Origin of the sequence: Pseudomonas sp. MM211 (genome assembly GCF_020386635.1) — a bacterium.
In the GTDB taxonomy this organism is placed as follows: Bacteria; Pseudomonadota; Gammaproteobacteria; order Pseudomonadales; family Pseudomonadaceae; genus Aquipseudomonas.
The window spans coordinates 4,708,169-4,720,319 of sequence record NZ_CP081942.1; the positions used below are offsets into that span (position 1 = coordinate 4,708,169).

9 protein-coding genes are annotated in these 12,151 nt (G+C 61.9%); 5 read left to right on the forward strand and 4 right to left on the reverse strand.

Annotated features, from left to right (window positions below):
- Positions 1 to 142 precede the first annotated feature (142 nt).
- The 3 genes from K5Q02_RS21680 (at position 143) to K5Q02_RS21690 (ending at position 4,286) form a co-directional block, all read left to right on the forward strand.
- Positions 143 to 664, forward strand: coding sequence for a sigma-70 family RNA polymerase sigma factor (locus tag K5Q02_RS21680; RefSeq protein WP_225834203.1), 522 nt, complete (start codon positions 143 to 145; stop codon positions 662 to 664).
- Positions 661 to 1,632, forward strand: a complete 972-nt coding sequence (locus K5Q02_RS21685) for a FecR domain-containing protein (RefSeq protein ID WP_225834205.1) — start codon at positions 661 to 663, stop codon at positions 1,630 to 1,632. The genes K5Q02_RS21680 and K5Q02_RS21685 overlap by 4 nt, the downstream gene beginning before the upstream one ends.
- Positions 1,633 to 1,781: 149 nt before the next feature.
- Complete coding sequence (locus tag K5Q02_RS21690; protein ID WP_225834207.1) at positions 1,782 to 4,286, forward strand: TonB-dependent siderophore receptor; 2,505 nt, start codon at positions 1,782 to 1,784, stop codon at positions 4,284 to 4,286.
- 59 nt (positions 4,287 to 4,345) lie between these two features.
- On the opposite strand, the gene K5Q02_RS21695 is transcribed toward K5Q02_RS21690, so the two are convergent.
- Positions 4,346 to 4,750 carry a DUF6491 family protein gene (locus K5Q02_RS21695; protein WP_225834209.1) on the reverse strand — a complete coding sequence of 135 codons (405 nt, stop codon included), beginning with the start codon at positions 4,748 to 4,750 and terminating at the stop codon, positions 4,346 to 4,348.
- Positions 4,751 to 4,899: 149 nt separating this feature from the next.
- Between K5Q02_RS21695 and K5Q02_RS21700 the strand changes: the two genes are divergently transcribed.
- A complete protein-coding gene (locus tag K5Q02_RS21700; protein ID WP_225834211.1) occupies positions 4,900 to 6,159 on the forward strand; it encodes a mechanosensitive ion channel family protein in 1,260 nt (419 codons plus the stop codon).
- 326 nt (positions 6,160 to 6,485) lie between these two features.
- A complete protein-coding gene (gene leuA, locus K5Q02_RS21705; RefSeq protein WP_225834213.1) occupies positions 6,486 to 8,162 on the forward strand; it encodes a 2-isopropylmalate synthase in 1,677 nt (558 codons plus the stop codon).
- 161 nt (positions 8,163 to 8,323) lie between these two features.
- Here the strand turns inward: leuA and K5Q02_RS21710 are convergent, their stop codons facing one another.
- The 3 genes from K5Q02_RS21710 to K5Q02_RS21720 are packed head-to-tail and all read right to left on the reverse strand — an operon-like array spanning position 8,324 to position 11,994.
- Complete coding sequence (locus K5Q02_RS21710; protein ID WP_225834215.1) at positions 8,324 to 9,862, reverse strand: APC family permease; 1,539 nt, start codon at positions 9,860 to 9,862, stop codon at positions 8,324 to 8,326.
- Between the two features lie 56 nt (positions 9,863 to 9,918).
- Positions 9,919 to 10,665: a gamma-glutamyl-gamma-aminobutyrate hydrolase family protein gene (locus tag K5Q02_RS21715; protein ID WP_225834217.1), complete on the reverse strand. Its 747-nt coding sequence runs from the start codon at positions 10,663 to 10,665 to the stop codon at positions 9,919 to 9,921.
- A gap of 51 nt (positions 10,666 to 10,716) precedes the next feature.
- The gene (locus tag K5Q02_RS21720) at positions 10,717 to 11,994 is read right to left on the reverse strand and encodes an NAD(P)/FAD-dependent oxidoreductase (protein WP_225834218.1); all 1,278 of its coding nucleotides are present in this window, start codon (positions 11,992 to 11,994) and stop codon (positions 10,717 to 10,719) included.
- Between the last annotated feature and the right edge of the window lie 157 nt (positions 11,995 to 12,151).

Here is a 12,151-nt window from a genome sequence, read left to right on the forward strand (position 1 = left end):
GTGATTGGGCGCGCCGCCACTTCTCGCGTGTCAGCCAGTGAAATCCGTGGCTGCCACTTATCATCCGCCAGTCTACGGCATTGCAAAGAATAAGCGCGGGAATGACAATGCGAGGAATTATCAGACTCACTCCTAGTTATTCATGTCCGCCCTCGACTCACCCCAACGCACTGTCATCCACACGCTCTACAGCGACCATCACGGCTGGCTGAAGGCGTGGCTGCGCGGCCGCCTGGGCAATGCCAGCGATGCAGCGGATTTCGCCCATGACACTTTCCTGCGGGTGATCCAGCGCTGCGACCTGAGTGCCATCGACACGCCCCGCGCGTTTCTGCGTACCGTCGCCCGCGGCCTGGTGATCGACCACTGGCGCCGCGAGGAGCTGCAGCGCGCCTGGCTGGAGAGCATCGCTCACCTCTCGGACGCAGAAGCCCCCTCGCCGGAATCCCGGGAGCTGGTGCTGGAATTGCTCGAACGCATCGCACTGATGCTCGACGGTCTGAAACCTCGGGTTCGCACCGCCTTTCTGCTTGCCCAGTGCGAAGGCCTGTCGTACCGGGAAATCGCCGAACGTCTGGGCGTATCGGTTCGTTCCGTAGAGCGCTATATCGCCGACGCGCTGTATCACTGCTACCTGCTGCGCTACGGCGACGAAGACGCATGAGCAACCTCGCCAACAAGGATGCCGAAGCCCGTCGGGTCAAACAGGCGATCGGCTGGCTGATGCGCCTGCAGCAGAACGACGCCCCGGCGCTGCGTCGCCAGTGTGAGCAGTGGCGCCGCGAGGACGCCGGCCACGAACGGGCCTGGCAACGGGTCAGCGGTATGCATGCGGAAATGAGCCAGGATCTGCGCACCCTGCCCGCAGGTACCGTCGATACGCTGGAGAACTCGGCTTTGCGCCTGCGCCGCCGACAGGCGCTCAAGCTGCTGTCGCTGACGGCCGTTGCTGGCGGCAGTGCCTGGCTGGCCAAGGATCTGTCCATCGTCCAGCCACTACTGGCAGACCAGGCAACCGCCGTGGGCGAGCATCGCCACCTGGCGCTCGGCAACGGCGACGAACTCGACCTCAATACCGATACCGCCGTGGATGTGCGCTTCGACGCCAGGCAGCGCCTGATCGTGCTGCGCCAGGGCGAGCTGTTCGTAAGCTGCACCGCCGACAGCCAGCGCCCATTGCGAGTCAGTACGCCGCAGGGATTGTTCGAGGCTAAGGCAGGGGCAGAACCAGCCACCCGCTTCGGCCTGCGCATACGTGATGGCGGCATCAGCCTGAACGTCGAGCAAGGTCAGGTCGCAGTGGCCGGCATACCCGCTTTTCAAGCCACCGGTGGCAATCATTATCAGGTCGCCGATGGCAGCGCTTCACTGTACGAACGTGACGATATGGATCCCTCCGCTTGGCGCGAAAGGCTGATTGTCACCCGCGACATGCGCCTGGAGGATTTTCTCGACGAAGTCGGCCGTTACCGCAAGGGTCATCTCGGCTACGCCAAGGGCGTTGCCGATCTGCGCCTGTCCGGCGTGTTCCGTCTCAACGATACGGATGAGCTGTTGCGGGTCATGGCGCAGACCCTGCCCATTCGCGTGCAGTACATGACGCGCTGGTGGGTTCGAGTGGAAGCAGCCTGACGCCAACCGCCCCCATCTGCATGCAAAGCTGAAAGCACGCCTTTATCACGCTGAAAAAAGTTTGAAAAAAACTGTCGGCTTTTCCGACAAGGTTCGGCAAGGAATCAGAACCATTCCTATTCATCGCCGTTCTGTCGACAGTGAGCCCCATGCAACCACGCTTAGACGCCGCCCGCCTCACCCCACTCAATCGCGCCCTGCGCTACGCCCTGTTCGGTGCAGCCTTGGGTTTCGCTACCGCCCCTGCAAGCCTGCTGGCGGACGAGCCTGGTAGCACTTCCAGCGTTAAACGTTACTCGATTACTGCCGGCCCGCTGGCCGATGCCCTCAACCAGTTCGCCCGCACCGCCGGGATCACCCTCGCCGCTACCCCTCAGCAAACAGCCGGCAAGAACTCCCTCGGCCTGCAAGGTGAGTACGAGGTTCACGAGGGGCTGAACCAGTTGCTGCAAGGCAGCGATATGGAAGCCCTGAACCAGGGTAACGGCAGCTTTATCCTCAGCGAACGCCTGGACGTGGGCAGCGCCATGGAGTTGGGTGCAACGGCAATCAGCAGCACCGGGCTGGGCGGCACCACCGAAGGCAGTGGTTCGTACACCACCGGCGCGGTCAGCATCGGCAAGACGCCACAATCGCTGCGCCGCACGCCGCAGTCGGTGACGGTGCTGACCGAACAGCGCATGAAGGATCAGAACCTCACCAACCTCAAGGAGATGCTCGAGCAGACGCCTGGCGTGGTGGTCGACTACACCGACAGTGAGCGGGTCAATTACTACTCGCGCGGCTTCTCCATCGACGCCATCCAGTTCGATGGCGCGACCGTTGCCCAAGGGGCCGGCGGCGGCAACTTCATCCAACCGGACGCAGCCACTCTGGATCACGTAGAGGTGCTGCGTGGTGCCAGCGGCATGCTGCGCGGCTCGGGCAATCCCTCAGGAACAGCGAACCTGGTGCGCAAGCGGCCAACCCGAGAATTCCAAGGCTCCGCCAGCTACACAGCAGGCTCCTGGGATGCCAATCGCTACGTCGCAGATATCTCCGGCCCACTGGTAGAAGGCGGTGCGATTCGCGGCCGTGTGATTGCCGTGCACGACGACAAGGATTTTTTCCAGGACACGCGCATGGAGCGCAAAAATGTCGTGTACACCGTGTTGTCCGCTGATCTCAGCGACCGCACCGTGCTCACTGGCGGGCTGGAATATACCGAACTGGACGCTACCGGTGCCTGGGGCAACCTCCCAGCGGATCTGGACGGCTCACCCTTGCCGTTCGACCGCGATACGTTCTTCGGCGCCAACTGGGCACGCTGGGATCGTACCAACGTGAACTTCTTCGGCGAGCTGGAACATGCCTTCGCCAATGACTGGAATCTCAAACTGACCGGCAGCCGTAGTCGCTTCGCTTACAAGGATCATGGCTTCCAGCAAACCAATCTGGCTCGCCCAAGCGGCTCCACTAACCCTTATCTTTGGAACGTGTCCTATAACAGTAGCGATGGTGGTGGCCGCACCAATTACACCAATCTAGGCGCGGTACTGGATGGTAATTTCGACCTGCTAGGCCGCGAGCACCACCTGACTCTGGGTGCCGAACGTAACGTGACCGACTCCATCGGAATCGACTCGGTATGGGGTAACTATGTCGACGCCAACGGTCAAAACCTGGTGGTCGACATTCGTAACTGGAATCCCTCCAACATCAACTGGATAGCAGGGCCAACCACCGCCATTCCGCAGACTCACAGCATTACCACCCAGGAAGCGGTCTATGCCAACTGGAGCATCCCGCTGGCCGACCCGCTGACCGCCATCATCGGCGCACGCCTTAACTGGTACGACTACGACCTGCAAGACTCGAAGAGCGCCGACTACAGCATCAACCGCGAAGTTGTGCCCTATGGCGCCCTGATCTATGACCTGACCGACGCGATCAGCGCTTACGCCAGCTACACCGAGATATTCTCTCCACAGAGCAGATACGACACCTCGGGCGGCCTGCTCGACCCAATGACCGGTGAAGTCTATGAGCTGGGCCTCAAGGGCGAATTCTACGAAGGGCGGTTGAACAGTTCCATGGCGGTATTCCGCACCAATCTGGTTGGCAAAGCGCTGCAGGATGCAGCGGCTACCGACAACAACATCCGCTGTTTGCCCAACAATGCCTTGGGCGCCTGTTATCTCGCGTCAGGCAAGAGCCGCAGTGAAGGCGTCGAGCTCGAGGTTTCCGGCGAACTACTGAGTGGCTGGCAGATCGGCGCTGGTTACACCTACACCACCACCAAGTACCTCAAGGACACCGCGGCCAACCAGGGTAACGCGCTGCGCACTACTGACCCCAAGCACATGCTGCGACTCTTCACGACCTATCGTCTGCCCGACACGCTTTCGGCCTGGACGGTCGGCGGTGGCGTTCAGGCGCAGAGTGACATCTATGCCGAAGGAACATCCAATGGTCGTGCAGTACGCGCTCAGCAAGGTGGTTATGCGGTGTACAACGCAGTCGTCGGTTATCGCTTCAACGATCATTATTCAATGCAGCTGAATGCCAATAACCTTTTCGATAAGCACTACTACGAGAAGATTGGCGCCACCGGCGTGAATTACTACTACGGCGAACCCCGCAACCTCGCCCTCACCCTGCGCGGCGAGTTCTGATCGCCCTGCCACTCCCGTGCTCATGCGCGGGAGCGGCCCTTCGTGTCGTACTCACGGTGTCACTTGCCCGGTTTGGGCACCTTCTCCAGGCGATACAGTTCGCCGATCAGGCAATGCTCGGGAAAGCCGCTGCTGTCGCTCGATATGATGCGATCCAGACGTGTCAGCGTCCCCACCGTGGTGCTGAAGCCCAGTGTGTTGCTGAAATTCAGGTTGCGACAGGGTCGTGAAAAGGTCACCAGATGAGCGCGCCCCGGGCCGTCATCGAGAATGATGTGGGTCTTGTCCACATACTGCCAGCCGTCGATCCGATAGCCCTGGATACTATTTACTGGCTCGCCCTGTTGATAGCCCAGGTGCGCCAGGCGCTCAGGTAACGGCAGGCTCTCGTCACGTAACGGTGACTGCGAGCAGGCCGCCAGTGCCAGACCGACGACCACCAAAGCTGTGTATCCACACTTCATCGCTCTGCTCCTCGAAGCACCTTAAATCCTAGACCTGAATGGTAACCAAAGGTGCGCACTTACCCGCCTGCAGCCCGCGTTTGTTATGGTACGCGCCCGCCGCGATCCAAGCCTCGCCGCGGGCAGTCATGAAACAAGCGAGAGACGCGATGAAAGAGCACTACCAGTCCACCCTCGAGTGGCTGCAGCAATACCCCGAACTGCACACATTGATCAGCCTCTGTCTGCTGCTCATTGGCGCCTGGCTGGCCAACTGGATCGTCAAACGCATTCTGGTGCGCGGCCTTTACCGTGCCCTGCGGTCGACCACCATGGGCCAGGACAAAGCCCTGGCCGATTCCCACGTGGTACGCCGCCTGGCCAACATCGTGCCGGCGCTGATCCTCACCAGCGGTATCAAGATCGTCCCGCACCTGCCCCCTGCCGTGATCACGGTGGTGGACAATGTCTGCAGCGCGTTCATCATCCTGACCATTGCTCTGGCCATCGGCGGCGTGCTGAACCTGGTCAACACCTTCTACCAGCGCCGCCCCAATGCGTACCTGAAGCCGATCAAGGGCTACATCCAGGTGGTGACCATCGTCATCTACGCCATCGCCACCATCCTGATGATCGCCACCCTGATCGACCGCTCGCCGCTGATACTGCTGTCGGGCCTGGGCGCCATGGCGGCGGTGCTGATGCTGATTTTCCAGGACACCCTGCTGTCGCTGGTCGCCAGCGTGCAGATTTCCTCCAGCGACATCCTGCGCGTCGGCGACTGGATCGAGATGCCGCAACTCAGCGCAGACGGCGCCGTGATCGATATCGCCCTGCACACAGTCAAGGTGCAGAACTGGGACAAGACCATCACCACCATTCCGACCAAACGCCTAATCAGCGACCCGTTCAAGAACTGGCGCGGCATGCAGGAGTCTGGCGGCCGGCGGATCAAACGCGCCCTGTATCTGGATCAGACCAGCGTGCGCTTTCTCAGCCCGGAAGAGATCGCTCACCTGCAACGCTTTCTGCTGCTCGGCCAGTACCTGAGCAACAAGCAGAGCGAGCTGCTGAGCTGGAACACCGAACTGGCCGAGGCCGCCCAAGAGCCGGCCAACACCCGTCGGGTCACCAACCTTGGCACCTTCCGCGCCTATGTGGAGCATTACCTGCGCCAGCATCCGGGCATCAATCAGGAAATGACGCAGATGGTTCGCCAACTGCAGCCGACCGCCGATGGCCTGCCGCTGGAGCTGTACTGCTTCACCAACACCGTGGCGTGGGTGCCCTATGAGGGCTACCAGTCGGACATCTTCGACCACCTGTTCGCGATACTCCCGGAATTCGGTCTGCGCGTGTTCCAGCACCCGAGCGGTGCGGATATGCGCGAGCTGCGCCCGATGCTCAATGCCGGAGTTGAGCAGCCATAAGCACCGGTTCTCGGCGCGCAATGCAGCAGCTTAAACGGCGGATATAGCGCAATAAAAAACCACCAAGAAACACACCTTGGTGGTTTTCACCAATTTTCAAGACAGGCTTGCCAGCTTTCCCCTCACTGGGTAGGGTTGGCCACATGAACGTCTCGCAAACCCTCATTCTCCTCCGGCAACACGCCAATCTATGCCTGGTCGCTCAGCGACTGCGCTAGGGTCTGTTGGCGCCCAGGCACGTCGGCAAACCCGCTCCCCGCTTATCCCTTCTTCATCTTTTTGTTTTCAGTTCGGCCGTTGCCGGCCTTCGTCTTCAGGAATTTTCCATGAGCATGCTCAAAGACCCATCGAACAAGTACCGCGCCTTCACCCCGATCAACATCCCGGATCGCACCTGGCCGGACAAGATCATCGACCAGGCGCCGATCTGGCTGTCCACTGACCTGCGTGATGGCAATCAGTCGCTGATCGAGCCGATGGATGCCGAGAAGAAGATGCGCTTCTTCAAGTGCCTGCTCGCCGTGGGCCTGAAAGAAATCGAAGTGGGCTTTCCGTCCGCCTCGCAGACCGATTTCGACTTCGTGCGCGAACTGATCGAAGGCGGCCACATCCCGGATGACGTCACCATCCAGGTACTGACCCAGGCTCGCGACGACCTTATCGAGCGCACCTTCGAATCGCTCAAGGGCGCCAAGAAGGCCATCGTTCATTACTACAACGCCTGCGCGCCGAGCTTCCGCAAGATCGTCTTCAACCAGGACAAGGCTGGCGTCAAAGCCATTGCCGTTTCCGCAGGCACCACCATCAAGCGCCTGGCCGAAGCCGCACCGGAAACCGCATGGGGCTTCGAGTACTCGCCTGAAGTGTTCAGCTCCACCGAAATCGATTTCGCCGTCGAGGTGTGCAACGCGGTGATCGGGGTGTTCCAGCCGACCCCGGCGAACAAGCTGATCCTCAACCTGCCGGCCACCATCGAGAACGCCACGCCGAACAACTACGCCGACCAGATCGAGTGGTTCGGCCGGCACGTCGACAAGCGCGACAGCGTGCTGATCAGCCTGCACACCCACAACGACCGTGGCACCGGCGTGGCGGCTACCGAGCTGGGCCTGATGGCGGGCGCCGACCGTGTCGAAGGCTGCCTGTTCGGCAACGGCGAGCGCACCGGCAACGTGTGCCTGGTGACCGTGGCGCTGAACCTCTACACCCAAGGCATCGACCCGCAGTTGGACTTCTCCGACATCGACGCCGTGCGCAAGGTGGTCGAAGACTGCAACCAGATTCCGGTGCACCCGCGTCACCCCTATGTCGGTGACCTGGTACACACCGCCTTCTCCGGCTCGCACCAGGACGCCATCCGCAAGGGCTTCGCCCAGCAGAAGGAAGGCCAGGTCTGGGAAGTGCCCTACCTGCCAATCGACCCGGCCGACATCGGCCGCGATTACGAGGCAGTGATTCGTGTCAACAGCCAGTCCGGCAAGGGTGGCATCACCTTCCTGCTCGAGCAGGAGTACGGCATCAACCTGCCGCGTCGCATGCAGATCGAGTTCAGCCAGGTGGTTCAGGGCGAAACCGATCGCCTTGGCCTGGAAATGACTGCCGGGCAGATTCACGGTTTGCTCGAGCGTGAATACCTGCAAGCCAAGGCACCTTACGAGTTGAAAGGTCACCGCCTGCAGGAAGAGAACGGCGACAGCAACGTCGAGGTGCAAGTGCAGGTAGACGGCGCCGTGCAACGCTGGAGCGGTGCTGGCAAGGGTGCACTGGAAGCGTTGGTATCGAGCGTACCGCTGTCGGTGGAGATCATGGATTACCACGAGCACGCTATCGGCGCTGGCGCCAACGCCAAGGCGGCCTGCTACATCGAGATCCGCCTCGACGGCCAACGCCCGCTGCACGGCATCGGCATCGACGAGAACATCACCACCGCAAGCTTCCGCGCCCTGTTCAGCGCACTCAACCGCGCCATTCGCCAAGCCGACGGGAAAACCCAGGCAGCCTGACCATTAGCCGGTAACGCACAAAGGGACGCCTCGGCGTCCCTTTGTCGTTTCTGAAGCGATGGCTGGAGCGATGGTTCTGTAGCCTGGGTCGAGCGCAGCGACACCCGGGGAAATCTCCTGGGTATCGCTGCGCTCAACGCCAGGCTACGGTCTGTTAGTGCTCAACCCAGGCTACCAGCAGGCTCTTTCACGGGCTTCACCTGCCGCTGCAGGGTGTTGCCGAGGAAGAATGCCGGGGACTGCCAGCGGGCGATGAACATCAGCACCAGGCCCAGCAGCAGAATCACCACGGCGATGACGAACACCAGGCCGAGCCCGCCGATGTGCGAGCCGCTACCAAAGTCTGGTGACATGCTGTCGAAGGTGGTCTGCCAGAAGATGATCGACAGCATCACCGCCCCTACCAACGGGCACAGGCCACGCATGAAGAAGTGCCGCACGCTGTCGAACAGGCTGTGGCGGAAATACCACACGCAGGCGAATGCAGTCAGCGCGTAGTAGAAGCAGATCATCATGCCCAAGGCGGTGATGGTGTCGGCCAGCACGTTCTCGCTCAGGGTGCGCATGGTCACGTAGAACACCGCCGTGGCGATGCCCGCAGCGATGGTGGCATAACGTGGCGTCTGCGAAAGCGGATGCACGCTGGCGAAGCGCTTCGGCACAGCGCGGTAATACCCCATCGCCAACAGCGTACGCGCCGGCGAAATGAAGGTGGATTGCAGGGATGCCGCCGTGCTCGCCAATACCGCGATGGACATCAGGATCGCCAGCGGCCCCATGACCGGGCCAGCCAGGTGGGCGAAGACGTTTTCCTGGATCTGCGCATTGCCCAAGCCCAGGCCGGTATCGCCGGTGCCGGCGAACTGCAGGGTAGCCGCCGCAGTGAACAGGTAGAGAGCGAGAATCAGCAGCACGGTGATGGTAGCCGCTCGCCCAGGCACTTTCTCGCTACCCACCGACTCTTCGCTGACCGTCAGGCAGACATCCCAGCCCCAGAAGATGAAGATCGACAGCGACAGACCCGCCGCGAACGCAGAGAACGAGTCGATGTTGAACGGGTTGAACCACTCGGGATGGAAGACCACCGGCGAGCTGTCCGGCGCAGCGGCGAAGGCGGCCAGCGCGAAACCGATCAGCACCACCAGTTGCAGGGCCACCAGCGTGTACTGCACGCCCATGGTCATGCCGATGCCTCGGCAACAGACCCACACCGCCATGGCGATGAAGATGCAGCAGGTGACGATGTTCACCAGCAGGTTCTGGGCAAGACCCGCCAGCCAATCCAGCCCGGTCAACTGGGCAAGAAACAGGTAGAAGAAATCCACCGCGATGCCCGCCAGGTTGGAGAGCACGATGGTCGTGGCGGTGACCAGCCCCCAACCACCGATCCAGCCGATCATCGGCCCGAATGCCCGTGCCGACCAGGTGAACGAGGTGCCGCTGTCCGGTTCGGCCGCGTTGAGCTCCCGGTAACCAAGCGCCACCAGCAGCATCGGCAGGAAACCGACGATGAATACCGCAGGCAAGTAGACACCGACTTCGCGGACGGTCGGGCCAAGGGCGCCGGTCAGTGTATAGACCGGCGCAATGGTGGAAATGCCCAACACCACGCAGGCCAGCAGCCCAACCTTGCCCTGCGCCAGCCCCTTGGCGGAAGCCCCGGCTACAGGTGTTCCCTGGACGGTCGATGATTCACTCATAAGCCTCTGCCAGCATTTTGGAATTATTCGTCAGAGCGCCCTGAACCCAGCAGGGTTCAGCGTGTTTGTGCATACGCCTGGCACGCATCGCGGAAGGCCTGGAACAGCTTCAGCGACTCGGGGTTTTCGCTGAACCGCCATTCCGGGTGCCACTGCACGCCGATCAGGAAACCTGGCGAATCTGCTATCGAGACTGCTTCCACCAGGCCATCCGGTGCCTGCGCTTCGATGCGCAGGCGGTCGGCCAGGCGGTCGATACCCTGGCTGTGCAGGGAGTTGACCTGAAACTGCGGCGGCAGGCCGATGCGCTCGAACGCTCCGCCCGGCTGCACGGTGACCGCATGCTGCGGCGCGTACTGCTCGGCGACCGACTCGCTCTGCGGCTCGCGATGGTCCAGATAACCCGGCAGTTCCTGAACCCGCTGATACAGGGTGCCGCCAAGGGTCACGTTGAGTTCCTGGAAGCCGCGGCAGATGCAGAACACCGGTACGCCCTTCTCGATCGCCAGACGCAGCAGCGGCAAGGTATTGGCGTCGCGACGCGGATCGTGTTGAGTGCCTTCGAGGCTAGGCGTGCCCTGGTAATGGCGGGGCTCGACGTTGGAGGGCGAACCGGTGAACAGGATGCCATCCAACTGATCGAGCAACTGATGCGGATCACTCGGCGTGCTACGCGCCGGCAGTACCAGTGGCAGGCCAGCGTAAGCCGCGGCCTCGACGTATTTGTCGCCGACGGTGTGCGAATCGTACTTGCCAAGTTGCTGCCGGCAGGCAGTAACGCCGATCAGGGGCATGCGGGTCATGTTGTTCTCTCCGGAAAAGCCTGCCGACGGATCACGCCGGCAGGCGCAGCATCAGATACCGAGGCGATCACGCAACTGGTAATAAACGGCGCCCAGGGCCGTGAACGGCACCCGCAGCAACTGCCCGCCAGGGAACGGGTAATGCGGCAAGCCGGCGAACGCATCGAAGCGCTCGGCCTGGCCGCGCAGTGCTTCGGCCAGCACCTTGCCGGCCAGGTGCGTGTAGGTCACGCCATGGCCACTGCAACCCTGGGAGTAGTAGATGTTGTCGCCGATGCGACCGACCTGTGGCAGGCGCGACAGGGTCAGCAGGAAGTTGCCGGTCCAGGTGTAATCGATCTTCACGTCCTTGAGCTGCGGGAAGGTCTTGAGCAGCTTGGGTCGGATGATCGCTTCGATGTCCGCCGGGTCGCGGGCGCCGTAGACCACGCCGCCGCCGTAGATCAGGCGCTTGTCGGCACTGAGGCGGTAGTAGTCGAGCAGGTAGTTGCAGTCTTCCACGCAGTAATCCTGCGGCAACAGGCTGTGGGCCAGATCGTCCGACAGCGGCTCGGTGGTCAGTACCTGAGTGCCGCAGGGCATCGATTTGGCTGCCAGTTCCGGCATCAGACCGCCGAGGTAGGCGTTACCCGCCACCACCACGAACTTGGCCTTCACCTGCCCGTTCGGCGTGTGCACCACTGGCTGTGGGCCACGGTCGATGCGGGTCGCCGGGCTCTGCTCATAGATCGCGCCACCCAGGGAGGCCACCGCAGCGGCTTCCCCTAGAGCCAGGTTGAGCGGATGGATATGACCGCCGCTCATGTCCAGCATGCCGCCGACATAACGGTCGGTGCCGACCACTTCGCGGATGCGCCGCTCGTCCATCAGCTCCAGTTGGGTATGGCCGTAGCGCTCCCACAGCTTCTTCTGAGACTCGAGGTGGCCCAGCTGCTTCGGAGTGATGGCAGCGAATACGCCACCGTCCTTCAGATCGCACTGGATGTTGTACTTGGCGACCCGCTCACGAATGATGCGCCCGCCTTCGAAAGCCATCTCGCCGAGCAGTTGTGCCTGACGCGCGCCGACCTGACGTTCGATGACGTCGATGTCGCGACTGTAGCTGTTGACGATCTGCCCGCCGTTGCGCCCCGAGGCGCCGAAGCCGACCTTGGCAGCTTCCAGCACGGTAACGCGAAAGCCATGCTCGAGCAGGAACAGCGCCGTGGACAGCCCGGTATAACCGGCGCCGATGACGCAGACATCGGTCTCGACGGATTCGCCAAGCGTGGGGTAATCGACTCGCGGATTGCGCGAGGCGGCGTAGTAACTATCGACGTGTTGAGTCATGCGAAACTCCCTAAAACCATCAAAGCGCGCAATCGTGATGAAGCCGGCTGCCGGCCTGCCGCGCTAGCATCGGCAAGAGACAAGCGGTTTCTAGTTCGGTGTACTTGGCTAAGGCCGCGCAGCCGTCAGCATCGTGCAAGCCCCGCCGACAAAGGCC

Coding starts and splice junctions, on each gene's coding strand:
- K5Q02_RS21680 (WP_225834203.1), top strand. CDS start 143: ATGTCCGCCCTCGACTCACCCCAACGCACTGTCATCCACACGCTCTAC.
- K5Q02_RS21685 (WP_225834205.1), top strand. CDS start 661: ATGAGCAACCTCGCCAACAAGGATGCCGAAGCCCGTCGGGTCAAACAG.
- K5Q02_RS21690 (WP_225834207.1), top strand. CDS start 1,782: ATGCAACCACGCTTAGACGCCGCCCGCCTCACCCCACTCAATCGCGCC.
- K5Q02_RS21695 (WP_225834209.1), bottom strand. CDS start 4,750: ATGAAGTGTGGATACACAGCTTTGGTGGTCGTCGGTCTGGCACTGGCG.
- K5Q02_RS21700 (WP_225834211.1), top strand. CDS start 4,900: ATGAAAGAGCACTACCAGTCCACCCTCGAGTGGCTGCAGCAATACCCC.
- leuA (WP_225834213.1), top strand. CDS start 6,486: ATGAGCATGCTCAAAGACCCATCGAACAAGTACCGCGCCTTCACCCCG.
- K5Q02_RS21710 (WP_225834215.1), bottom strand. CDS start 9,862: ATGAGTGAATCATCGACCGTCCAGGGAACACCTGTAGCCGGGGCTTCC.
- K5Q02_RS21715 (WP_225834217.1), bottom strand. CDS start 10,665: ATGACCCGCATGCCCCTGATCGGCGTTACTGCCTGCCGGCAGCAACTT.
- K5Q02_RS21720 (WP_225834218.1), bottom strand. CDS start 11,994: ATGACTCAACACGTCGATAGTTACTACGCCGCCTCGCGCAATCCGCGA.